The sequence below is a fragment of the Streptomyces taklimakanensis genome, assembly GCF_009709575.1.
In the GTDB taxonomy this organism is placed as follows: Bacteria; Actinomycetota; Actinomycetes; order Streptomycetales; family Streptomycetaceae; genus Streptomyces; species Streptomyces taklimakanensis.
On record NZ_WIXO01000001.1, the window covers coordinates 2717259 to 2740556 of the forward strand.

Sequence of the window (23298 nt, forward strand, 5' to 3'; positions counted from 1 at the left end):
CGTACGGACGACCGCGGCCACGGTCCGCCCACCCGACCCGGCCCGACCCCGCCCGACCCGACCCGGCCCGACCCGGCTCCGGGCCTACCGGCGTCCGGCGAGTCCGCGCCGCACCCCGTACACGGCGGCACCGACGGCCAGCACCGCGCACCCGGCGACGACCGACGCGGCCGGCAGCGCGAGGGCCAGCACCGCGCACCCGACCAGCCCGACGACGGGGACGACCCGCGGCGGACGTCCCTCGGCGGAGGTGAGCGTCCGGGCGGAGGCGTTGGCGATCGCGTAGTAGGTCAGCACCCCGAAGGAGGAGAAGCCGATCGCGCCGCGCACGTCCGCGGTCGCCGCCACCACGGCCACCACCGCGCCGACGACCAGTTCGGCGCGGTGCGGCACCCCGGTGCGGGGGTGGACGGCGGACAGCGCGGGCGGCAGGTGACGGTCGCGGGCCATGGCCAGGGTGGTGCGCGACACCCCGAGGATCAGCGCCAGCAGCGAGCCCAGCGCGGCCACCGCCGCCCCGACCCGCACCACCGGCGCCAGTTCCGGCACCCCCGCCGCCCGCGCGGCGTCGGCCAGCGGCGCGTCCGCTCCGGCCAGTCCGCCGGGGCCGAGCGCGGCCAGCGCTGCCACGGCCACGGCGGCGTACACGACCAGGGTGATGCCCAGCGCCAGGGGGATCGCTCGGGGGATCGTGCGCTCCGGATCGCGTACCTCCTCCCCCAGCGTGGCGATCCGCGCGTACCCGGCGAAGGCGAAGAACAGCAGACCGGCGGCCTGGAGGACACCCGCGACGGTGACGTCCGAACCGATCTCCAGCCGGGCCGCGTCCGCCTCGCCGGAGGTCAGGCAGGCGACCACGACGGCGGCCAGCACCGCCAGGACGACCGCCACGATCGCGCGGGTCAGCCGGACCGCCTTCCGTACCCCGGCGTAGTTGACGGCGGTCAGCGCCACGACGGCGGCGACCGCGACGGCACGGGCGTGCTCCGGCCACGCGTACAGGCCCACCGTCAGGGCCATCGCCGCGCACGAGGCGGTCTTGCCGACCACGAAGCCCCAGCCCGCCAGGTAGCCCCAGAACTCGCCCAGTCGCTCGCGGCCGTAGACGTAGGTGCCGCCGGACTGCGGGTGGCGGGCGGCCAACCGGGCCGAGGAGGTCGCGTTGCAGTACGCCACGACCGCCGCCAGCGCCAGGCCCGGCAGCAGCCCGGAGCCCGCCGCGCGCGCGGCGGGCGCGAAGGCCGCGAAGACCCCGGCGCCGATCATCGACCCCAGACCGATCACCACCGCGTCGGTGGTCCCCAGACGTCGCCGCAGCCGCCCGTCCGCCTCCCCGGGTGTCCGGGCCCGTGACCCGCTCATCGCCGTTCCACCCTTCGCCTCCCCGCCCCGCGCCGTGTTCCCCGCCGCGACGCTTCCCCGTCCCGCCGGACAGTACACCGACCGCCCCGGCCGCCACGGACGCGACGAACGTCGGCCGAGCGGCTGTCGCGCCTGCCGTCTTCGGGGGATCACCAGCGGTCCGCACCGGCCGGCGGGGTGGGACGGGTCGGTGGCCGGGAGGCGCGCGCACCGATCGACGCGGGGCCGCCGGCCGCGACCGTGGCGCGGACCCGCCTCCGGGCTCGGTCCCCCCGACCGCCCGGTGTCGCGCCACTCGCCGGGAACGGCATCCGCGTGGGGCAGGTGCGCGACGCGTCCCCGGTGCTCCGCCCCTCCCGCCGGCGCGTCCTCGGGCCCCTCGTCCGAGCCCCGCCAACGGATCCCTCCACCGATGCGCGAGTACCGTGGAGTCAGCGGCGGAATCCCGCACCGACTTCGACGGTGCCGGGAGGAACCGTGGAAGCTCCGAGCCCTCCACAGGACGGGCGGACACGCCATGACCGACCACGACGCCCAACCGGCCGGGCTCCTGCCCGACACCGCCCACCGGGCCGTGAAACCCGGGACGGCCCTCCTGCGGCTTGAGACGGTCCACTCCCGCCAGGGAGTCCTCGACGGCGCGTGGTGGCCGCGTTCCCGCCGCGTCGGAGCCGAACTGCCCGGCCTGATCGCCGCGCTGAGCGAGCACATCGGCCCCGTCGTCCGCGTCGGCCTGGACGCCGACGCCTGGGAGGACCTCCCGACACGGCTGGTCGTCGAGGACCGGGTCGTCCACATCGACTCGTTCCCCGTCGGCGACGACACGATCCTCGTCACCCGCGGCAACCGTGATCACTTCTCCCTGCTGGTGGTCCCGCCGCGGACGGCTCCCGACGCCGCGCGCGCGGCGATGGCCCGAGCGGTCCGGGCCGACAACACCGACCGGGCCGCACAGATCCTCGTCGACACCGGTGCCGGTCCGGCGCACCCGGAGGCCGGGGAGGGCCCGCCTCCGGCTCCGGGCCCCGGCGGGCCGGGCTGACGGCTCGAACGGCCGTCCGGCCGTCCGGCCGTCCGGAACCCGCCCCGGCTCCGGGCGTCCCGCGTCCGACCGCCCACGGGAGACCGCTCGTCCCCCACCTGCCGTGGTGCGGAACGGGAACGACCGTCGGCGGAAGGCCTCCGACCGGCTCCCCGCTCCCGACAGCGGTCCGTACCGGTGAAGGACGGACACGCGTGGCCCCCCTTCGTCGGTCGTACACCGTCGAAGCCTGTTGGAAGGGTCTCACGAGGGGTAAACGGTGATGGTCCGCGCCGTCGAGGAGGAGCGGGACCGGTCGGATGTCCACGCCGCCGCCCGGAACCGAAGACCGGGCGGGCGAGGAAGAACCGTGCCCCCGGCCCCGCCCCCCCCCCAGCCGTGAGGAAGACCCATCACCATGACCACGCACACCACCTCCCCCTCTCCCTCCCCACGCACGCCCGGCAGCGACTTCGCCCGGCTGTCGAAGAAGATCGCCGACGCCGGCCTCATGGACCGCCGCCCCGGCTACTACGCGATTCGGATCACGGTGGTGGCCGCGCTCTACGCCGCCGGCTGGGTCGCCTTCGTGCTCGTCGGCCCCAGTTGGTGGACCCTGGCGGTAGCCGCCTTCCTCGCCCTGGCCTTCGGCCAGGTCGCCCTGGTCGCCCACGACGTGGCCCACCGCCAGGTGTTCCGTCTGCGCGGGCCCAGCGAGACGGCCGGGCGGATCGCCGGGGCCTGCATCGGAATGGGCTACGGGTGGTGGCAGGACAAGCACACCCGCCACCACGCCAACCCCAACCACGAGGGGCTCGACCCCGACATCGCCCCCGATCTGCTGGTCTGGTCCCAGGACCAGGCCCGCGCCGCCAAGGGGCTGCCCCGCCTGATCGGCCGCCGGCAGGCTTTCCTGTTCTTCCCGCTGCTCACACTGGAGGGCTTCAACCTGCACGTGGCGAGCGCGCGGGCGCTGGCGAACCGCTCCCTGAAGAACCGCGTGCTGGAGGGCGCGCTGCTGTTCGGGCACTTCGCGGTCTACCTGACCGCGTTGTTCCTGGTGCTGCCCCTCGGCATGGCGATCGCCTTCCTCGCCGTCCACCAGGGGTTGTTCGGCGTCTACCTCGGCTCCATCTTCGCCCCCAACCACAAGGGCATGCCGATCCTGACCGGCGAGGACCGGCCGGACTTCCTGCGCCGTCAGGTGCTCACTTCACGCAACGTGCGCGGCGGCCGGTTCACCGACGTCATGCTGGGCGGACTGAACCACCAGATCGAGCACCACCTGTTCCCGAGCATGCCCAGCCCCAACCTGCGCAAGGCACAGCCCATCGTCCGCCGCCACTGCGAGGAGTTGGGAGTGCCCTACCTGGAGACCGGGCTGATCACCTCCTACCGGCAGGTACTCGCCGGCCTCCACCGTGCCGGGGCCCCGATCCGCAGCACCCGCGTCCCGGCCTAGCCACCGCCCGCGGCGCCGGCGGTGGAGCCGTGGACACGCCACACCCCGCCCCGGTACCGGAGCCTCAATGGGCCGTCACCGGGGCCCGGGCGGGCTCAACCGGGGACGCGCAGGGCGAGGATGGCGATGTCGTCGGTGCTGCCGGAGGACATGCGGGTGAGGACCTGGTCGCAGAACTCGTCCAGGGGACGGCGGGCGAGAACGGCCGCGTGGTGACGGAGACGGCCCAGACCGGTGTCCAGATCGGTGCCGGGGACCTCGACCAGGCCGTCGGTGTAGAGCAGGAGGGTGGAGCCGGGAGGCAGGGACGCGTCGGCCTCGGAGCGTCCGCCGCTGCCGAGGCCGGCGCCCAGGAGAAGGCCCTGCCCCCGCGTGAGGTACTCGGCGTGTCCGTCCGGGGTGGCCAGGAGGGGTGGCGGGTGGCCCGCGCTGGTCCACCGCAGTCGCCAGGGACCGGTCTCGGGCCCCTCGACACGGGCCAGTACGAGGGTGGCCATGGAAACGCTGGTGATGGCGGGCAGGGCGTCGTCGAGTCGGTCGACGATGGCGACGGTCGGTTCGGTGCGGTCCCAGGCCAGGACGCGCAGCATGCCGTGGAGCTGGGCCATGCCCGCCGCGGCGGGCAGATCGTGGCCGACGACGTCGCCGATGACCAGCGCGGTGGCGCCGTCGCGCAGGAGGAAGGCGTCGTACCAGTCGCCGCCCACCTGGGAGCCGGCGGGTGCGGGGCGGTAGCGGGCGGCCAGGCGCAGCGGGCCGGGCCGGGGCAGGGGGGCGAGCAGGTTGCGCTGCATGGCCTCGGCGACCTCGCGTTGCCGACCGAAGAGACGGGCGTTGTCGATGGCCAGCCCGACACGGCGGCCCACGTCGCCGACCAGTGCCAGGTCGGCGGCGTCGAACGGCCGGGCGGTGCCGGTGCGGACCAGGGTGAGGGCGCCGATGACCTGCCGGGCGGTCCTCAGGGGCACGGTGACGGCGGAGGTCGCGCCCAGCGACTGCAGGAATCCGGCCTGCACGGCGGCCAACGGGGAGTCGGACGGCGCGGCGATGTCCCCGGGCCCCCACAGGACGGGTTCGCCTCCGTGCAGGACCCGTACCAGGGGGGACCGGGAGTGCTCGGCGGTCGCCGGCAGGACGCCCTGCCACGCTTCCCGCTCGGAGTCGCGCCCTTCGGGGCCGGTCACCGCGACCCTGCGCACCTCGCCCTCGGCACGCAGGTCGATGGCGGACCAGTCCGCCAGTCGGGGCACCAGGAAGCGGCTCAGCCGGCTGAGGGCCTCGTCGGTGTCGAGGGTCTGGGCCAGGACCGCGGTGACCTCCGCCACCAGGGCCATCCTGCCGGTGAGGTCCTCCAGCGCGGTCACGTGGGTCGTCCGGTTCCCGGGCGACCCCGAGCCGACGGTGATGTGGGCGAACAGCACGGCCATGCCCGCCAACCGGCCGTTCCTGATCACGGGAGCGCCGGACCAGGCGACCGGGATCAGACGCCCGTCGCCGCGCAGGAAGCCGTCCCCCTCGCCGCGGGCCGAGGTGCCGAGGGCGAGGGCCGCGAGCAGCAGGCATTCCTCGCGCGGGACCGCCGTGCCGTCGGCGCGACGGTGCAGCAGGTCGTGGAAGTCCTCCCCGACCATCGCCGCCGCGGAACGGTCCAGCAACTCCTCGGCGGCGGGGTTGACCGCGACGATCAGGCCGGCGGAGTCCACCACGACCAGACCGGCCCCCAACTGGTCGAACACCTCCCGCCAGAACGTCGGCTCCGCCGCCCATCGCCTGTGCTCGCCACCGGCCTCGCCTTGGACCACACCGATCCCTCCGGTTGGTAGAGGATCCACCGACCGCTGCCGGACGGCGGCGGTCGACGGCTGTCGCCGTTGACGGTTCCCGTGGGCGAGGGTTCCGCACCAGGCGGAGCGACGATTCCCGCCGCCGGGCGGTGCCGCCCCGCGCCGGCGAAAGGAGCCGCGACGGCACGGGGCTTCCTCCGGCCGGAACGCGCCGGCCGAGCCGGGACCGGCAGGCCCGGCGGGCCGGTTCGTCCGCCGAAAGCCGCCGAGGCGCGGCCGGCGGGAGAAACGGGACGCCCCGGGCCGCCGGCCCGGGGCGTCGTCGAGGAGCAGGCAGGGAGGTCCCTCTCGGGGGGCGTCCCTGCGCCCGGTAGGCCGTGTGGGACTCGAACCCACAACCAATGGATTAAAAGTCCACTGCTCTGCCAATTGAGCTAACGGCCCGCCCCCGAAGCATAGCCCGGAGGCGGGCCGCGTCTCGAAGGCATTCGCACGAGAGCGTGTGAACGTCGTGCGTCGGGACGCCCCCACGGCGCCGGGGGCCGAGGTCCGGCACCTCCGCGGGAAGGCTCGGCGTCCGCACCCGGGACTCGGTGAGCCAGTCCGCGTGGGCGCGGAGTCCGTCCACGCCGCCGTGCGGGCGCTCGTCCGGCCCGGCGCACCGGCCACCGGCGGGCGGCGCGGTGGCGACGCGTCAGGGGTCCGGCCCGAACGGGGAGTTCGGGCCGGGCCCCTGCTCACGGAGGACACTCGCCGTCGGGCGCCGCCGGCGTGCGGCGCCGGGCGGGGTCAGCCGTTGCGCTTCCAGCGCGGCTTGTCGGCACGGCGGTCGAACGAGCGGCCGCCCCGGTGGTCGCCGCCCTGGTAGCCGCCGCGGTGGTCGTCACGGCGGCCGTGGGGACGGCGGTCGTCACGACGGTCCCGGTTGTACGGACGGTCGCCGCCGCCCCGGTGGCCGAACTCGCGACGGTCGTCCCGGCGGAAGCCACCCCGGTCGTCCCGACGGTCGTCCCGGCGGAAGCCGCCCCGGTCGTCCCGACGGTCGAACGAGCGGTCGTCGCGGCGGAAACCGCCCCGGTCGTCCCGGCGGTCGTCACGGCGGTCCCGGTTGAACGGGCGGCGGTCGTCACGGTCGCGCCGGTCGTCCCGGTCCCGGCCGTAGGGGCGCCGGTCGCGGCGCTCGTGGCCCCGCTCCTCCCGCGCCCTCCGCGCCTCGGCCTCGGCCCGCTCCTCGGCCGCCAGCACCTCGGCCACCGCCTCGGCGGCGGCCGCCTCGGTGGCCTCGGCGACCGCGGCGACCGCGGCCTCGGGGTCGTCGCCCCGCTCACGGGCGGCGCGCGCCGACAGCTTGTCCGCCTCCTCGCGCAGTTCGGTGGCGCGGCGCTGCGCGTGCTCCAGCTTCCGGGTGATCTCGGCCACCTCGCGCTCGGCCTGCTTGGCGGCGTTGAGCGCCGACTCGGCCTGGACCTCGGTCAACGACCGGGCGCCGGTGATCTCCACCACCTCGTCGTCGAAGGCGTCGCCACGGCCGATGAAGTGGCGCGAGGCGTCCACGCCCGCGTCCTCCATCAACCGGAAGATCTGCCGCCGCTGGTGCGGCAGCGCCAGCGAGACGACCGTGCCGGAGCGGCCCGCACGGGCGGTACGGCCGGAACGGTGCAGGTAGTCCTTGTGGTCACCGGCCGGGTCCACGTTCAGCACCAGGTCGATGCCGTCGACGTGGATGCCGCGCGCGGCGACGTCGGTGGCGACCAGCACGTTGACGCGGCCGTCCTTGAAGTCGGCCAGCGTCCGGGTGCGGGCGCCCTGCGTCATGCCGCCGTGCAGCGCGTCCGCTCGCACGCCCGCCTCGCGCAGTTGCTCGGCGACGCGGTCGGCGCCCATCTGGGTGCGGACGAAGACGATGGTGCGGCCCTTGCGCGCGGCGATGGCGGCGGTGACCGGAGCCTTGTCGCGCGGCTTCACGATCAGCACGTGGTGGCTCATCGTGGTGACCGCGCCCTGGGCGGCGTCCACCTCGTGGTGCACCGGGTCGACGAGGTAGCGGCGCACCAGGGTGTCGATCTCGTTCTCCAGGGTGGCGGAGAACAGCATCCGCTGGCCGCCCGCCGGGAGCAGGTCGAGCAGCTCGGTGACCTCGGGCAGGAAGCCCAGGTCGGCCATCTGGTCGGCCTCGTCGAGGATCGCGATCTCCACCTCGTCCAGCGAGCAGGAGCCGCGGTTGATCAGGTCGCGCAGCCGGCCCGGGGTGGCGACGAGGATGTCGACGCCGCGCTCCAGGGCGCTGATCTGGTTGGCCATGGAGGTGCCGCCGCAGACGACCTTCAGCTTCAGGCCGAGGACGTCGCCGTACGGCTGGAGCGCGTCGCTGACCTGCATGGCCAACTCGCGGGTGGGGGTGAGGATGACGCCGCGGGGACGCTTGCGCTCGGTGCGCCCGCCGGCCAGCCGGGCCAGCAGGGGCAGACCGAAGCTGAGGGTCTTGCCGGAGCCGGTGCGGCCGCGGCCGAGGACGTCCTTGCCCGCCAGCGCGTCCGGGATGGTCGCGGCCTGGATGGGGAACGGGACGGTGACGCCGTTGTGCGCCAGCTTGCGGACGATCTCGCTCGGCAGACCGAGGTCGGCGAACGTGGTCGTCGGCTCGTCCTCGGGGAGGATGACGTCGGGGGTGGTCACAGACATGCGAAAACAAACCTTCCGGAGTTCATGGCACGCGCCCGCAACTCCGTGATTTCGCATACGACCGCCTCGATGCGGTCAGCCACGGCTCAGGTGAGGAACGCGCCACACGGCGCGCTCTGGATGGGCGCCGGGCAAATGGGAGCAAACGATCTGCCACCATACGGCCCTCCACCCCAGGGAGGCAAGTCCCTTGTCGGCGTACGCCGGAGAGTGGGCGGGGGGACGCGGCAGCGGCGACCGTGGGGCCAGTCTACCGTCCTACGGCGTCGGGCCGGTCGCCGCGGGGGCGGTGGGACGGTGGAGGCGGTGGTCGAGGCGGTCGGGAGCAACGGATTCGGGTTCGTGTGAGGGGGGAACGCCGCGGGTGCCGCCGTTCATTCCCGCCTCCCCCGAGGAAGGTGCGGAGAGGGGTCCAGCGCCGCCCGACAGGGGCTCGACGCCGGCGGGGAACCGCTCGCGGAGACCGCCGACCGCTCCGTCGTCCGCCTCGCCGCCGGAGCCGTCCTCGGCACCGCTTCCCTCACCGCCCCCTTCGCCACCCCCTTCGCCGCCCCCACCGCCGGCGCCGCCCGCGGAACCGCCGGCGCCACCGGCGTCACCGGACCCGCCGGAACCCCCGGACCCGCCTTCCGAGCCGCCACCGTCGCCGCCCGTGGGGGACGGCTCGGCGGGCGGGGTGGTGCGGTCCGGGGGCGGGACGTCCGGGCGCGGGGGCGTGGCCGGCACCGAGGGGCGCCCGCCTCCGCCCGTGCCCGGGGACGCCGCCGGCGCGGACGAACGCGGCGGGCGCGAGGCGGACGCGGACGGCGCGGTGGACGCCGAGGACGCCGAGGAGGAGGCGGACGGCTTCCCCGACTTCCCGCGTTCCCTGTCGTCCCGGTCCTTCGCGCGGCGCTCCTCGCCGCCGTTCCGGCCTCCCGTGCCGCCCCGCGGCGCCACCGCGCCACCGGGCCGGGCGCCGTCCGCGCCCTGGGACGCCTGGTGCCCGGCGGGTTGTGGCCTGTCGCCGTCCCCGGGGTCGGAGGAACCGACCGTCATGCAGCCGCCGAGAGCGGCCAACAGCAGCGCGCCGGCGGCCGTGCGGACGCCGGCGCGGGTCGGACCACCGGCGTGGAGGGGAGGGACGGCGGGCACACGGGGAACGGATCGGGAGCGGCGCACGGGCGGGCACCTCCGGGGCGGGGGAACAGGGACGGACTCCCTGCCCAACTCCCGTCAGCCCGCCAGGTAACGCACGAGGACCAGACCCGACCAGACCGCCCCCAGGGCCACGACCGGGGTGACCACCGCGTTCGCCGCCGCCGCCCGCGCCCGGCCGAGTTCGGCCAGTCGCAGCGTCTCGTGGGAGAAGGTGGAGTACGTCGTCAGCGCGCCACACAGCCCCGTGCCGAGCAGCGCCGCCCCCGGTCCGGCCGCTCCCCAGGCGGAGCCGGTCAGCAGCCCCAGCAGCAGGCTGCCCACGGCGTTCACGGTGAGGGTGCCCCAGGGGAAGACGGACTCGTGCCGCGCCTGCACCGCGCGGTCCACCACGTACCGCAGGCACGCCCCGGCCGCCCCGCCGAGCGCCACCAGCGGCCAACCGGTCCACCCCGCCCCGCTCACCGCGGCGCCGCCGGCGCCGCCGTCAGGGCGCGGGTGACGGCGGTGGCCGCCCACACGGCGCCGAGCGCGGCGACGAACGTACCGCCCAGGTGGGCCAGGGCCGTCGCCACCTGCCCCCGTTCCACCATTCCCACGGTGTCCAGCGCGTACGTCGAGTACGTGGTGAAGCCGCCCAGCACTCCGGTGCCCAGGAAGGGCCGTGCCAGCCGGTGCCCACGGCCGCGTTCGGACACCAGCACCATCAGAGCGCCGATCAGCGCGCTGCCGACCGCGTTGACGACGAGGACGGCCCACGGGAAGCCGCCGGGCCCGGCGGGCCAGGCCAGGAGGACCGCGTGGCGGGCGCTCGCCCCGAGCGCCCCGCCCGACGCCACGGCGGCGAGGACGGCCGGCGCCCGGCCCCCGGCGGTCTCCGCGCGCTGGACGGGCACGCGCAGGTCGACGTCCGGGTCGACCGCCGCACCGGCCGGATCCCCCGGACGGTGCGGGAGGCCCGGGACGTCCCCACCGCTCACGCGTAGCCCAGCTCGTGCAGCCGCTCGTCGTCGATGCCGAAGTGGTGGGCGATCTCGTGCACGACCGTGATCTCCACCTCCTCGACCACCATCTCCCGGTCGCCGCCGTCACGCTCGCACATCCGCAGGGTGGGGCCGCGGTAGACGGTGATCCGGTCCGGCAGGACCCCGGCGTACCACTCACCGCGCTCGGTCAGCGGTGTGCCCTCGTACAACCCGAGCAGTTCGGGGTCGTCGGCGGGCGGCTCGTCCTCGACGAACACCGCCACGTTGTCCATCAGCCGCGTCAGCTCCGGCGGGATCCGGTCGAGGGCCTCGGCGACCAGTTCCTCGAACTCCTCGCGCGTCATCTCCAGCACGCGCCCATTGTCCGCCACCCCGCGCGGGTGGCGCACGCGACCGGGGCGGCGCCACCGGCCCCGCGCGCCGCCCCCGCCGCCGCGCAACCGCCGCGCAACCGCCGTACAGCCGGCGCACGACCGCCGCATAGCCGCCTCACAAGCAGGGCATATGGCACGTCATGAGCCGCGAACCCCTCCGGCCGTTCCGGGACCTCGCCCGTAGGGCCGCAGCCGTTCCCCGCTCTCTCCGGAACCGCTCCCGGGCACACCGCCCGACGCCGACGTCCTCGCTCGCCCCCGCCTCCCGGCCCTACGTCCGCGCGCTCGGGCTGATCGCCGTGACGCTGTTGGGCGCCTGGTTGGGTCTGTTGGTGGCGGGCGGCGTCAAGACACCGGTGGGCCCGGTGGACACCCGGATGTCGCTGCACCTCACGGTCTCCGGCGGCACGCAGATCGACGTGCCGCCGCTGGGCGCCCTCGAACTGGAGACCCACCAAGCCCCGCTCGGCCTCGACGTCGACGTCAACCGGCTCGACCCCGAACGCGCCCAGGCCCTGGTCGACCACCCCGAGCGGATCAGCGGGCTGGAGACGCAGATCACCGAGGACGTCCGGGACGGCGCCCTGGGGCTGGCCGTGAGGTCGTGCGCGGCGGTGGTCCTCGGCGCCACGGTGCTCGGACTGGTCGTCTACCGGCGGCCGCGGCGCGCGCTCGCCGCGGGCGGACTCGCCCTGGCGCTGCTCGCCTCCTCGGCGGTCGGCGCGTACGCCACCTGGAACCCGAAGTCGGTGCTGGAGCCGAAGTTCTCCGGACTGCTGGCCAGTGCGCCGAGCCTGGTGGGCAACGCGCGCAACATCGTCACCGAGTTCGACGTCTACCAGCAGGAGCTGGCCCGGCTGGTCACCAACGTCACCAAGCTGTACGACGCGGCCTCCAACCTGCCCACCTACCAACCGGACCCGAGCACGATCCGGGTGCTGCACGTCTCCGACATCCACCTCAACCCGGCCGCGTGGCACATCATCAGGTCGCTGGTGGAGCAGTACGACATCGACGTGATCATCGACTCCGGCGACACCATGGACCACGGCACCGCCGCCGAGAACGGCTTCCTCGACCCCGTCGAGGACCTCGGCGCCCCGTACGTGTGGGCGCGCGGCAACCACGACTCGCGCTCCACCCAGGAGTACGTCGAGGAGTTGGAGAACACCCACGTACTGGACGACGGCAGGCCCGTGACCGTGGGCGGACTGCGGATCGCGGGCATCGGCGACCCGCAGTTCACCCCGGACCGCTCGGTGGTTCCCGAGGGGGACCCGGCCGAACGCGCCGCGGGGCGGAGGCTGGCGGCGGCGCTGCGGGCCGCCGAGGCACGGGGCGAGCCGGTGGACATCGCCGTCACCCACAACCCGGTGGCGGCCCGGCAGACGGACGGCGACGTGCCGCTGGTGCTGGCCGGCCACACCCACCGCCGGGAGACGGAGGTGCTGGACGACGGCACCCGGCTGATGGTCGAGGGCTCCACGGGCGGCGGCGGCCTGCGGGCCGTGGAGGGCGACGAACCGCAGAAGATGATGGCCTCGGTGCTCTACCTGGACCAGGAGAGCAGGCGGCTCCAGGCGTGGGACTCGATCACCCTCGGCGGCCTGGGCCTGACGACGGCCGAGGTCAGCCGGCACCTGCCGGAGGACCTGGAGCCGGGCTCCTCGCCCTCGCCGTCCGACTCGCCCTCCGAACCGTCCCCCACCTCGCCCTCCGACTCCCCGCCGGGGTCGCCCGACCCGTCCCCGGCACCCGCCGGGTCCCCCTCCCGGCCGCCCTCCGACTAGCCCGGCCGGGGGGCCGTCGAAATCCGTTTTGGCGATCCGTCCCGACATCCCATATGCTTCTCACGTCCCCGACGCGCTGAGAAGCGCCCAGGTGGGCCATCAGCCCTCATCGTCTAGTGGCCCAGGACGCCGCCCTTTCAAGGCGGTAGCACGGGTTCGAATCCCGTTGGGGGCACGCACCACCCTGTGCGAGACTAGTGCTCGTACACTCCAGGTCCTGTGGAGCAGTTTGGAGTGCTCGCCACCCTGTCAAGGTGGAGGCCGCGGGTTCAAATCCCGTCAGGACCGCTGCGGCTGGGTAGCTCAGTTGGTACGAGCGTCCGCCTGAAAAGCGGAAGGTCGCCGGTTCGACCCCGGCCCCAGCCACCGCAGGTGAGAGGCCCGATCCGAGTTCCTCGGATCGGGCCTCTCACCGTCTCCGCGCCTTTCCGTACGCCATCGGGTCCGGGCGCGCCCTCCGTCTCGTGCCCGTGGTCTCGTGCCCGTGCCGGGCGCCTCACGCCCTCGCCGTCTCCCCCGCCGTGCGCCCGCCCGGGTGGCGGTGGCGCCAGATCCAGAAGACGGCGCAGGAGCCCACCGCCCAGGCCGCCAGCACCAGGTAGGGCTGGACGTGCTGGTGGCCGGGGAAGTAGACGGCCGTGTGCTGCGCGTTGACGGAGGCGCCCGGGGGGAGCCAGCGCCCCACCACCCCCAGGGGCGAGGGCAGCAGGGGCCAGGAGACGGCCCCGCCGGAGGAGGGGTTGCCGATGAGGACCATCAGGCCCCAGGTGGGGAGCATGGCCCAGCGGCCGATCAGGGTCTGGAACATCGTGAAGACCATGCCCGAGGCGAACATGGTCAGGGACAGGATCATCCAGGAGTGGACGAAGGGGAAGTCGACCGCGTCCAGCCCCCAGTCCACGATCGCGGTGATGAAGAAGCCGCCGAGCAGGGAGTACGCGGCCGTGAAGGCGATCCGCTCGGGTGGGTTCAGGGCGCGGGCGTTGACGCTGAGCTGGATGGCGCCGATGAAGCCGGTCACCACCGCCGCGAGGGTGACGTAGAACAGGGCCAGGCCGCGCGGATCGCCCGGGTCCAGGGGTTTGACGTCCCGCACCTCCACCGGCAGCCCGGTCCGCTCGCCCACCGTGCGGGCGGCCTGGGTCAGCAGTTCGGCGACGGAGGCTCCGGAGGCGCCGGAGACCTCCAGCACCGGCCGCTGCCGGTCCGGGTCTTCGGGGATGCGCAGCACGGCGAAGACCTCCTGGGCCTCCAGGGCCTCCTCGGCCGCCGCGTGGGTGGGGTACTCCCGCAGTTCCAGGGAGGAGCGCAGGTCCTCGCTCATGGCGTCGGCGAAGGCCTCCGCGCGTTCCTCCTGCCCGGCGACGTCGCCGACGACCGCGATCGGGACGCGGTGCGGGGTGGGGTCGGCCATGACGTACGTGTAGGAGCCCGCGAAGAGACCGGCCGAGACGGCGATGATCAACGACACCACGGCGGCGGGCAGGAACGGTGACCGCTTGAAGCGCGACCACCCCCCGGACGCGCCGGTGACGTCCTCCCCGTCACCCCGGGCATCATGAGAGCCGTGCGCGGCGCTCCGTCCGCTCGCGGAGGTGTGGCGCTGGTCGCTCATGGGCCCACCCTAAACAGTCATTCCACCCATAAGACGCATGTCGGCCGTGGGTTCCGTGCGAGTCCCGGCGAATTGATTCGCCCGGCGCTCGGCACGGGTGCGATCCTGGAGACCGTATGTCCACTCTGTCTTCCCCCACCCTCCCCGCCATCCTGGAGCGGCTGCCCGAGCTGACGCTGCGCGACCAGCAGCGCCTGGGCCGCCGCCTGGAGGGCACCCGCCGCATCCGCAAGCCCGAGGCCCGGCAGGCGGTGCTCGCCGAGATCGCCGCCGAGGTGGAGCGGGCCGAGCTGCGCGTGGCCGCCCGGCGGGACGCCGTGCCCGCGATCGACTACCCCGAGCAGCTCCCCGTCAGCCAGAAGAAGGACGAGATCCTGGCGGCGGTGCGGGACCACCAAGTGGTGATCGTCGCCGGCGAGACGGGTTCCGGGAAGACCACCCAGCTCCCCAAGATCTGCCTGGAGCTCGGACGCGGGGTGAAGGGCCTGATCGGCCACACCCAGCCGCGCCGGATCGCGGCCCGCACCGTGGCCGAGCGCGTCGCCGAGGAGCTGCGCACCCCGCTGGGCGAGGCGGTGGGCTGGAAGGTGCGCTTCACCGACCAGGTGGGCGACGACACCCTGGTCAAGCTGATGACGGACGGCATCCTGCTGGCGGAGATCCAGCACGACCGCGAGCTGCGCCAGTACGACACGATCATCATCGACGAGGCGCACGAGCGCAGCCTCAACATCGACTTCCTGCTCGGCTACCTCGCCCGGCTGCTGCCGCGCCGCCCGGACCTGAAGGTCGTGATCACCTCCGCGACCATCGACCCCGAGCGTTTCTCCCGTCACTTCGGCGACGCGCCGATCGTCGAGGTGTCCGGTCGCACCTATCCGGTGGAGGTCCGCTACCGGCCGCTGCTGGAGGAGGAGAGCGACAACCCCGACCGCGACCAGGTCACCGCGATCTGCGACGCCGTCGACGAGCTCCAGGCCGAGGGGCCGGGCGACATCCTGGTCTTCCTCTCCGGCGAACGGGAGATCCGGGACACCGCCGACGCGCTGAACAAGAAGAACCTCCGCTCCACGGAGGTGCTGCCGCTGTACGCGCGGTTGTCGCACGCCGAGCAGCACCGCGTCTTCCAACGGCACGCCGGGCGGCGGATCGTGTTGGCCACCAACGTGGCCGAGACGTCGCTGACCGTCCCCGGCATCAAGTACGTCATCGACACCGGCGCCGCCCGCATCTCCCGCTACAGCCACCGCACCAAGGTCCAGCGACTGCCCATCGAGCCGATCTCGCAGGCCAGCGCCAACCAGCGCAAGGGGCGTTGCGGCCGTACCTCGGACGGCATCTGCATCCGGCTGTACTCCGAGGAGGACTTCCTCTCCCGGCCGGAGTTCACCGACCCGGAGATCCTGCGGACGAACCTGGCGTCCGTGATCCTCCAGATGACCGCGGCCGGGCTGGGCGACATCGAGCGCTTCCCCTTCATCGACCCGCCGGACCACCGCAGCATCAAGGCCGGTGTGCAACTGCTGGAGGAGTTGGGCGCCCTCGACCCGCAGCAGAAGGACCCGCGCAAGCGGCTGACGGAGACGGGCCGGAAGCTGGCGCGGTTCCCGGTGGACCCGCGGCTGGCCCGGATGGTGTTGGAGGCCGACCGCAACGGCTGTGTCCGCGAGGTCATGGTGATCGCCGCGGCCCTGTCCATCCAGGACCCGCGCGAGCGCCCCGCCGACAAGCAGCAGCAGGCCGACCAGCAGCACGCCCGCTTCAGGGACGAGGGCAGCGACTTCCTCACCCTGCTCAACCTGTGGACGTACGTGCGGGAGCGGCAGAAGGAGCTGTCCTCCTCGGCCTTCCGCCGCGCGTGCAAGACGGAGTTCCTCAACTACCTGCGCATACGCGAGTGGCAGGACATCTACGTCCAGCTGCGGCAGGTGGCGAAGTCCATGGGCATCCACCTGAACGACCGGGAGGCGGACCCGGACCGCGTCCACCAGTCGTTGCTGGCCGGACTGCTGTCGCACATCGGGCTCAAGGACACCGGGGGGGAGAGCGGACGGAACACCGCGGGGGAGAGCGGGCGGAGCGCCGCGAAGGGCAACGAGTACCTGGGCGCGCGCAGCGCCAAGTTCGCCGTCTTCCCCGGCTCCGCCCTGTTCAAGAAGCCGCCGCGCTGGATCATGTCGGCCGAGCTGGTGGAGACCTCGCGGTTGTGGGCGCGGGTCAACGCGAAGATCGATCCCGACTGGATCGAGCCGCTCGCCCAGCACCTGGTCAAGCGCACCTACAGCGAGCCGCACTGGGAGCAGAAGCAGGCGGCGGTGATGGCGTACGAGAAGGTGACGCTCTACGGCATCCCGATCGTCGCGCAGCGCAAGGTGAACTACGGGCGCATCGACCCGGAGACCTGCCGCGAACTGTTCATCCGCAACGCGCTGGTGGAGGGCGACTGGCGCACCCACCACCAGTTCTTCCACGAGAACCGCAAACTGCTCGGCGAGGTCGAGGAGCTGGAGCACCGGGCCCGTCGGCGCGACATCCTCGTCGACGACGAGACGCTGTTCGACTTCTACGACCAACGCGTCCCGGACCACGTGGTCTCCGGGGCGCACTTCGACTCCTGGTGGAAGAAGAAGCGCCGCGAGGAGCCGGACCTCCTCAACTTCGAGAAGTCCATGCTCATCAACGAGCGGGCCGAGGAGGTCACCGAGGCCGACTACCCCGACACCTGGCACCAGGGGAAGCTGAAGTTCCGGGTGACGTACCAGTTCGAGCCGGGGGCCGACGCCGACGGCGTGACCGTCCACGTCCCCCTCCAGGTGCTCAACCAGGTCTCCGCCGAGGCGTTCGACTGGCAGATCCCGGGCCTGCGCGAGGACCTGGTCACCGAGCTGATCCGCTCCCTGCCCAAGGCGATCCGCCGCAGCTACGTGCCCGCGCCGAACTTCGCGCGGCGCTTCCTGGACACGGTCGGCGAGGGCGGCCGGGTGCCGGACGAGGTGCTGCGGCAGCCGCTGACGACCGTGCTGGCCCGTGAGCTGACGCGGATGGTGGGCGTGCGGGTGGCGCCGGAGGACTTCGATCCGGGCAAGGTGCCCGACCACCTGAAGATCACCTTCCGGGTGGTGGACGAGCGACGCCGCAAGGTGCCGGGGAAGTCCGAGAGCAAGGACCTGGAGGAGCTGCGCATCGCCCTGCGGTCCCGTACCCGGGCCGCCCTGTCCAAGGCGTTCGAGTCCGCCCGTGGCGGCGGTGACGGGGACGAGGCCGGCGGGGACGGGAACCTGCGGCAGCGCACGGGGCTGACGTCCTGGACGATCGGCACCCTGCCGCGCACCTTCGAGACACGGCGGGCCGGCCAGCCGGTCAAGGCGTACCCGGCGCTGGTGGACGACGGCGACTCGGTGTCCGTCAAGCTCTTCGACACCGAGGACGAGCAGCGGCAGGCGATGTGGCGCGGCACCCGTCGCCTCGTCCTGCTGAACCTGCCCTCCGATCCCGCCAAGTTCGCCCTGGGCACGTTGGGCAACCAGGCCAAGCTCGCCCTCTCCAGCTCTCCGCACGGCAGCGTGCGGGCGCTGTTCGACGACTGCGTGGCGGCCGCCGCCGACCGGCTGATCGCGGCGCACGGCGGCCCGGCGTGGGATGAGGAGGGCTTCCGCAAGCTCTTCGACGCGGTACGCGCCGACATCACGGACGCGACGCTGAACACCGTCGGACACGTCCGGGAGGTGCTCGCCGCCTGGCAGGCGTGCGAGCGACGGTTGAAGTCGCCCCAACTGGCGGGCAGTCCGACGCTCGCGCCGAGCCTGGCGGACGTGCGGGAGCAGTTGTCGGAGCTGATCCGTCCGGGGTTCGTGACCGCTCACGGCGCCCGGCGCCTGCCGGACCTGCTGCGCTACCTGACGGCCGTGGACCGCCGCCTCCAGCAGCTCCCCACCAACGTCGAGCGGGACCGGGCCCGGATGGCGAAGGTGAAGGAGATGCGGGACGAGTACGAGTGGCTGCTGGAGCAGTTCCCGCCGGGACGGCCGGTGCCGCGCGAGGCGAGGGAGATCCGTTGGATGATCGAGGAGTTGCGGGTCAGCTACTTCGCGCACGCCCTGGGCACCGCGTACCCGGTCTCGGACAAGCGGATCGTGAAGGCGGTGGACGCCGCGGTTCCGTGACGGCCCGGACACCGAGGGTGAGTTCGCCTTGCACCGGTGAGCTGCTGTAGAGTCCTTCTCGCGGCTCGGGAAGTCCCGAGAAGCGACTCCAGGTCCTGTGGAGCAGTTTGGAGTGCTCGCCACCCTGTCAAGGTGGAGGCCGCGGGTTCAAATCCCGTCAGGACCGCAGTACCGATGGCCCGGATCCCTCGTGGATCCGGGCCATCGGCCGTTCTCCGCCCCGCGCCCTCCCCTTCTCGCGCCGCCCCGCCGTCCGATTCGGCCGACGGGCCGTCTTGACGGCCCCTCACATCGCCGGTACCCCTGTGCCACAGGGAGGTGGGCGCCATGCCGACTACTCCGAAGGGGCCACGGCACGAGACGCGGGCTCTGCTGAGGGCCCATCTGTCCGCCGCCACGCGCTACGGCCACGTCACCCGTCACTGCCCGATCTGCCACCGGCTGCAGCGGCTGGCCATGGAGGCGGGGGACGAACTCCGCCCCGGCCCGCGTCCGGTCGTGTCCACGGGCGTCAACGAGCCTCCGGGGCCCGGGAGTCCGTCCGATTCCCCCGCCGCCCCCTCCACCGTCGCCCTCTCCGCCGCACCGTGTCCGGAGCCGCGAGCAGGGGCGTAGGGAGGGGCCCGGAAGCGGCCCGTGCCGCCGGGGAGCGGCCCGTGGGCTCGGACGCGTCCCTCCTTGGACGGGGAGCGCCCCGGAGGGGAGGACCGGTGGCGAGGGCCGGCGTGCGCCCTCCGTCCGTACCGAGCGCACCGTGGGGCCGGTGTGCACCCGTTCTCCCCATTACCGTACGGTACTTGAGACGGGCAAGGGTTGCGCCATGTGACGGGAGTCACCGAATCGGTTGACCGTGAGGGGGAATTCACCCCCTTCTCACATCGGGCAAATTTAATATGTGCAATTTTACAGGGCGGTTGGCGCCCGTGTCGCCCTTCCGACACCTCCGGGCCGGCCCCCCTGGCGGGCCCCGCCACCCCTCCCCGAAGCCCCGTGGGACCTGGAGGAACACCAAGGGCTCGTGGCTCGGAACCATTGATTCCGGGCCACGAGCCCTCGCTGCTCGCGGTGTTCACCGCGCCCTCGGCGCCCCCGAGAGAAACACACAGATCGCGCCGGGCCCGGCGGAGCCCAGCGCGATCAACGCTCAGGCCGCGTGGGGGACACCGGCCTGACACGTGGTGCCGATTCGGACACTGGAAGAGATGGGGGTCCCTCTATGTCCGATTCATGGGGGTTGTTCAACCCTCGCTGCGCTGCTGCGGGATACCCGCCAACAGAGCGCGCACCTCCGCCTCGCGATAGCGACGGTGCCCACCGAGCGTGCGGATGGACGTGAGCTTGCCGGCCTTGGCCCAGCGCGTGACCGTCTTCGGGTCCACGCGGAACATGGTGGCAACCTCAGCCGGGGTCAGCAGCGGCTCGGCATCAGGGGTGCGAGCGGTCATGAGCGGCCTCCTCGGGAGAACCGAACCATCACGGTTCTTTCCTCTAAATTCTGCACCTTGACCCACGTTGCCCGAAATGGCGGTCGCGGGTCGAGTCGGTTATAGGACGAACGGCTTGTCCTCGGCACTACAACTACACCATCTGTCCAGCCACGTCGGCCAAACCGACGGAATTGCCCTCTCAGGTGTCCAACCTCGACGGAAGCCGATGGACCGTGTCATAACGGACGGTCACACCATCGTGACGATCGGTTACAACGTGAGCAGAACGCTCCGCCCCCCGAAGAGAAGCGCAATACCGATGGATCCGGCCTTAGTTGGACGGATGAAGCCCCCTCCGGACTCCTTGTCCTATTTTGACACGAGAGATGCCCTTGGAGGCAAGACCCGGGTAAGTGCCTTCCATCACGCTTGGGTCGAAAGCCCGGAACGAGTGGATCGACAAGCCCCCCGTCGCACGCTCCCCGCGCACCGCGCCCGGCCCACTGCCCGACCGACGCCCCGCGCGGGCCTCGACCGGTTCAACTGGCCAGCCCCCGCTGCCGCACCGCCCGCCAGCGCTCGGTCAGCCGCTCGTACACGGCGCCGGCACGCTCACCGTCACCCTCCCGAAGGGCCGCCAGGCCCTCGGCCGTGTCTGCCGCGGAGTGGTCGCCTGCGAGCCGGTCCTCGGAAAGGGTATACACCAGTCCGCCGTAGTCCAGCTCCACCAGCGAACGGGGGTGGAACTCCTCCAGCCAGCGCCCCACGTCCACCAGGCCGTCGACCAGCGGACTGTCCTCCAGCTCCTCGCGCAGCACCCGCAGGCCGCGGGCCACCCGCCGCCGCGCCTGCACCATGGGAGTGCGGTAGCGCAGCACCGGCGACTCCCCCGCCCCACCGCCGGCGCCACCGCCCGAGCCCTTGCCGTACTCGCGCTCCTCGTCCGAGAAGAGCACGAACCAGCGGACCGGGACGTGCCAGGTGGCCGTGCGGATCCACGGCCGGGCGTCCGGGTTCCGCTCCCGCCAGCGGTCGTAATCCGCCATCGCCTCACGCCGCACCACCGGCGGTACCGCGGCGTCCAGGACCGACGCCGGCAGCTCGTCCCCGAGCGCTGCCAGGGCCTGCCAACCGCGCAGCCGGGTCCGCCACGGACAGACGCACAGCACCCCGTCCACCTCGGTCACGAAGGCGTCCGTGCTCTCGCGCACCGGCACCACCACCGGCGGCGTCGGCACCAGGTCGACCAGGGAGCGGCGCAGCTCGTCCTGGGCTCCGGGCAGGCGGTCGCGGCGGGCGTAGTCGGCCCAGTACGAGCGCTCCGGCTCGGGGAAGGCGGCCAGCGGCTCGTAGACCCGCAGGTAGGAGGCGTACGGGACGGCCGCGGGTGTGGTGGGGGCCAAGGGATCTTCCTCCCGGAGCGGCTCTGGCCAGGGGGCGGACAACGGCAGTTCAATACCCCGATCGTGGCACCGCAACTGCAGGACGGTACTCCCGGGGGCCGCCAAGCCGTACCCTCGTGCCAACCGGCCCACCCCACCCTTGTTCCGCCACAAGCGGGAGGATGGTGGGAGGGCATCCTTCCGCGACATACAGGAGTCACCACCGTGACTGACGTACGTCCCGCCGTCAGCGTCGACGGGCACAGCAGCAGCGCAGGCAGTCGTGACGGAAGCGGGATTCTGCACACCCTCTTCCACTCCGACCAGGGCGGTCACGAGCAGGTCGTCCTCTGCCAGGACCGCGCCAGCGGCCTGAGGGCCGTCATCGCCATTCACTCCACCGCCCTGGGCCCGGCCCTGGGCGGTACGCGGTTCCACGCGTACGCCTCCGAGGAGCACCCGGAGGAGGCCGCCGTGCGGGACGCCCTCAACCTCGCCCGCGGCATGTCGTACAAGAACGCCCTCGCCGGGCTGGAGCACGGCGGCGGCAAAGCCGTGATCATCGGCGATCCCGAGCAGCTCAAGAGCGAGGCGCTGCTGGAGGCCTACGGCCGCTTCGTCGCCTCCCTCGGTGGTCGCTACGTGACCGCGTGCGACGTCGGCACCTACGTCCGCGACATGGACGTGGTCGCCCGCACCTGCCGCTGGGTGACCGGCCGCTCCCCCGAGAACGGTGGCGCCGGCGACTCGTCGGTGCTCACCGCCTTCGGCGTCTACCAGGGCATGCGCGCCAGCGCCGAACACCTGTGGGGCGACGCCTCGCTGCGCGGCCGCAAAGTGGGGGTCGCGGGTGTCGGCAAGGTGGGCCGGCACCTGGTGGAGCACCTCCTGGCGGAGGGTGCCGAGGTGGTGATCACGGACGTGCGGGCCGAGGCGGTGGAGCAGGTGCGCGCCGCGCACCCGGAGGTGACCGCGGTCGCCGACACCGACACGCTGATCCGCGTCGACGGGCTCGACGTGTACGCGCCCTGCGCGCTGGGCGGCGCGCTCGACGACGAGACGGTCCCGGTCCTCACCGCGAAGGTCGTCTGCGGCGCGGCCAACAACCAGCTGGCCCACCCCGGCGTCGAGAAGGACCTCGCCGACCGGGGCATCCTGTACGCGCCCGACTACGTGGTGAACTCCGGCGGCGTGATCCAGGTGGCGGACGAGCTCCACGGCTTCGACTTCGCACGGGCGAAGGCAAAGGCGGAGAAGATCCGTGACACCACCCTGTCGATCTTCGAACGCGCGGCGGCCGACGGCGTGCCGCCGGCGGTGGCCGCGGACCGCATCGCCGAGCAGCGGATGGCCGACGCGCGCCGGGCCGGGCGCCGGGACGACGCGCGGCCCGAGGGCGCCGGCGCGGCCGACCCGACGGCGCGCTGACCTTCCGTTCCCCTGGAGGTCACGCACAGTGACGGGTGGTGGGGGAGACATCCCTCACCACCCCTGGGCGGGTGACCGGACGGACAGAAGGTAAAATCGTCACTGACCAGCGGAGAAGTGGTCACCGAGGAGGGCGGGCACCGGCCGTGTCGTGCGGGCGGCGTACCGTAGGGCCACGGAAGCAGGTACCGTTGAAGCTCCACGGACGGTCTCTCGATCGAATCGAGGGTCCGCTCCGTATCGTGAACGCGTGTCAAGACTCTGGGGCCGTTGAGCCCCGTCGTTGAGGGGGTCGAGCCATGGGGCGCGGCCGGGCCAAGGCCAAGCAGACAAAGGTCGCCCGCCAGCTGAAGTACAACAGCGGTGGGACTGATCTTGCACGCCTGGCTGAGGAGCTGGGCGCATCGACGTCGAGTCAGCCGCCGAACGGCGAGCGGTTCGAGGACGATGAGCTGGACGACCCGTACGCACGGTACGCGGATCTGTACAACGACGACGACGAGGACACGGAGGGCGACGACCACTCGGTCGACTCCCGCGGGCCCTCCTCGCCGTCGAACCGACGCCGCGCCTGACGCCGTCGTCCGCTGAACACACAGGTTTCACACCGATAGCGAGCACCACCCGGTCCGGCCGGCAGCCGGACCGGGTTTTGGTGCGTCCCCGGTCGTCCACTCCGGTCACC

16 protein-coding genes and 5 tRNA genes are annotated in these 23298 nt (G+C 73.2%); 11 read left to right on the forward strand and 10 right to left on the reverse strand.

Annotation, left to right across the window (positions count from 1 at the left end; all coding sequences use genetic code 11):
- Positions 1–84: 84 nt before the first annotated feature.
- The gene (locus F0L17_RS11800; RefSeq protein ID WP_155071045.1) at positions 85–1362 is read right to left on the reverse strand and encodes an APC family permease; all 1278 of its coding nucleotides are present in this window, start codon (positions 1360–1362) and stop codon (positions 85–87) included.
- 517 nt (positions 1363–1879) lie between these two features.
- Here F0L17_RS11800 and F0L17_RS11805 point away from each other — a divergent pair.
- Both F0L17_RS11805 and F0L17_RS11810 read left to right on the forward strand, forming a co-directional pair.
- The gene (locus F0L17_RS11805; protein ID WP_155071046.1) at positions 1880–2404 is read left to right on the forward strand and encodes a DUF5994 family protein; all 525 of its coding nucleotides are present in this window, start codon (positions 1880–1882) and stop codon (positions 2402–2404) included.
- Positions 2405–2801: 397 nt separating this feature from the next.
- Entirely contained in the window at positions 2802–3845 is a 1044-nt protein-coding gene (locus F0L17_RS11810; RefSeq protein ID WP_155071047.1) for a fatty acid desaturase family protein, read from the forward strand.
- 95 nt (positions 3846–3940) lie between these two features.
- Here F0L17_RS11810 and F0L17_RS11815 read toward each other — a convergent pair whose 3' ends face one another.
- The 6 genes from F0L17_RS11815 to F0L17_RS11840 all read right to left on the reverse strand — a co-directional run bounded on the left by F0L17_RS11815 (position 3941) and on the right by F0L17_RS11840 (position 10787).
- On the reverse strand, positions 3941–5647 hold the full coding sequence (locus F0L17_RS11815; protein WP_162466087.1) for a SpoIIE family protein phosphatase: 1707 nt from the start codon (positions 5645–5647) through the stop codon (positions 3941–3943).
- A gap of 353 nt (positions 5648–6000) precedes the next feature.
- A tRNA-Lys gene (locus tag F0L17_RS11820) sits at positions 6001–6073 on the reverse strand.
- A gap of 345 nt (positions 6074–6418) precedes the next feature.
- The gene (locus F0L17_RS11825) at positions 6419–8311 is read right to left on the reverse strand and encodes a DEAD/DEAH box helicase (RefSeq protein ID WP_155071049.1); all 1893 of its coding nucleotides are present in this window, start codon (positions 8309–8311) and stop codon (positions 6419–6421) included.
- 1215 nt (positions 8312–9526) lie between these two features.
- A complete protein-coding gene (crcB, locus tag F0L17_RS11830) occupies positions 9527–9913 on the reverse strand; it encodes a fluoride efflux transporter CrcB (RefSeq protein ID WP_162466088.1) in 387 nt (128 codons plus the stop codon).
- Positions 9910–10428, reverse strand: a complete 519-nt coding sequence (locus F0L17_RS11835; RefSeq protein WP_162466089.1) for a CrcB family protein — start codon at positions 10426–10428, stop codon at positions 9910–9912. The genes crcB and F0L17_RS11835 overlap by 4 nt, the downstream gene beginning before the upstream one ends.
- Positions 10425–10787: a metallopeptidase family protein gene (locus tag F0L17_RS11840; protein WP_338018048.1), complete on the reverse strand. Its 363-nt coding sequence runs from the start codon at positions 10785–10787 to the stop codon at positions 10425–10427. Before F0L17_RS11840 ends, F0L17_RS11835 begins: the two co-directional genes overlap by 4 nt.
- Positions 10788–10948: 161 nt before the next feature.
- On the opposite strand from F0L17_RS11840, the gene F0L17_RS11845 reads away from it, so the two are divergent.
- From F0L17_RS11845 to F0L17_RS11860, 4 genes are all read left to right on the forward strand, one after another.
- Positions 10949–12598, forward strand: coding sequence for a metallophosphoesterase family protein (locus F0L17_RS11845; protein ID WP_155071050.1), 1650 nt, complete (start codon positions 10949–10951; stop codon positions 12596–12598).
- A 102-nt stretch (positions 12599–12700) separates the two neighbouring features.
- A tRNA-Glu gene (locus tag F0L17_RS11850) sits at positions 12701–12773 on the forward strand.
- A gap of 38 nt (positions 12774–12811) precedes the next feature.
- Positions 12812–12886, forward strand: a tRNA-Asp gene (locus F0L17_RS11855).
- Positions 12887–12890: 4 nt separating this feature from the next.
- Positions 12891–12964, forward strand: a tRNA-Phe gene (locus tag F0L17_RS11860).
- Between the two features lie 130 nt (positions 12965–13094).
- Here the strand turns inward: F0L17_RS11860 and F0L17_RS11865 are convergent.
- Positions 13095–14213 carry an ABC-2 transporter permease gene (locus F0L17_RS11865; protein WP_155071051.1) on the reverse strand — a complete coding sequence of 373 codons (1119 nt, stop codon included), beginning with the start codon at positions 14211–14213 and terminating at the stop codon, positions 13095–13097.
- 116 nt (positions 14214–14329) lie between these two features.
- Between F0L17_RS11865 and hrpA the strand changes: the two genes are divergently transcribed.
- The 3 genes from hrpA (at position 14330) to F0L17_RS11880 (ending at position 18991) form a co-directional block, all read left to right on the forward strand.
- Positions 14330–18376 carry an ATP-dependent RNA helicase HrpA gene (hrpA, locus tag F0L17_RS11870; RefSeq protein WP_155071052.1) on the forward strand — a complete coding sequence of 1349 codons (4047 nt, stop codon included), beginning with the start codon at positions 14330–14332 and terminating at the stop codon, positions 18374–18376.
- A 91-nt stretch (positions 18377–18467) separates the two neighbouring features.
- Positions 18468–18542: transfer RNA gene (locus tag F0L17_RS11875), tRNA-Asp, on the forward strand.
- Positions 18543–18703: 161 nt separating this feature from the next.
- A complete protein-coding gene (locus F0L17_RS11880) occupies positions 18704–18991 on the forward strand; it encodes a DUF6274 family protein (protein WP_155071053.1) in 288 nt (95 codons plus the stop codon).
- A 623-nt stretch (positions 18992–19614) separates the two neighbouring features.
- On the opposite strand, the gene bldC is transcribed toward F0L17_RS11880, so the two are convergent.
- Positions 19615–19821: a developmental transcriptional regulator BldC gene (gene bldC / locus F0L17_RS11885; RefSeq protein ID WP_020869672.1), complete on the reverse strand. Its 207-nt coding sequence runs from the start codon at positions 19819–19821 to the stop codon at positions 19615–19617.
- 521 nt (positions 19822–20342) lie between these two features.
- Complete coding sequence (locus F0L17_RS11890; protein ID WP_155071054.1) at positions 20343–21206, reverse strand: DUF8083 family protein; 864 nt, start codon at positions 21204–21206, stop codon at positions 20343–20345.
- A 204-nt stretch (positions 21207–21410) separates the two neighbouring features.
- On the opposite strand from F0L17_RS11890, the gene F0L17_RS11895 reads away from it, so the two are divergent.
- Entirely contained in the window at positions 21411–22613 is a 1203-nt protein-coding gene (locus tag F0L17_RS11895) for a Leu/Phe/Val dehydrogenase (RefSeq protein WP_162466090.1), read from the forward strand.
- 299 nt (positions 22614–22912) lie between these two features.
- Entirely contained in the window at positions 22913–23188 is a 276-nt protein-coding gene (locus F0L17_RS11900; protein ID WP_155071055.1) for a DUF3073 domain-containing protein, read from the forward strand.
- Positions 23189–23298 lie beyond the last annotated feature (110 nt).

Bases quoted from the DNA above. Each gene is read 5' to 3' on its own strand.
- F0L17_RS11800 (WP_155071045.1), bottom strand. From the start codon at position 1,362: ATGAGCGGGTCACGGGCCCGGACACCCGGGGAGGCGGACGGGCGGCTG.
- F0L17_RS11805 (WP_155071046.1), top strand. From the start codon at position 1,880: ATGACCGACCACGACGCCCAACCGGCCGGGCTCCTGCCCGACACCGCC.
- F0L17_RS11810 (WP_155071047.1), top strand. From the start codon at position 2,802: ATGACCACGCACACCACCTCCCCCTCTCCCTCCCCACGCACGCCCGGC.
- F0L17_RS11825 (WP_155071049.1), bottom strand. From the start codon at position 8,311: ATGTCTGTGACCACCCCCGACGTCATCCTCCCCGAGGACGAGCCGACG.
- F0L17_RS11845 (WP_155071050.1), top strand. From the start codon at position 10,949: ATGAGCCGCGAACCCCTCCGGCCGTTCCGGGACCTCGCCCGTAGGGCC.
- F0L17_RS11865 (WP_155071051.1), bottom strand. From the start codon at position 14,213: ATGAGCGACCAGCGCCACACCTCCGCGAGCGGACGGAGCGCCGCGCAC.
- hrpA (WP_155071052.1), top strand. From the start codon at position 14,330: ATGTCCACTCTGTCTTCCCCCACCCTCCCCGCCATCCTGGAGCGGCTG.
- F0L17_RS11880 (WP_155071053.1), top strand. From the start codon at position 18,704: ATGCCGACTACTCCGAAGGGGCCACGGCACGAGACGCGGGCTCTGCTG.
- bldC (WP_020869672.1), bottom strand. From the start codon at position 19,821: ATGACCGCTCGCACCCCTGATGCCGAGCCGCTGCTGACCCCGGCTGAG.
- F0L17_RS11900 (WP_155071055.1), top strand. From the start codon at position 22,913: ATGGGGCGCGGCCGGGCCAAGGCCAAGCAGACAAAGGTCGCCCGCCAG.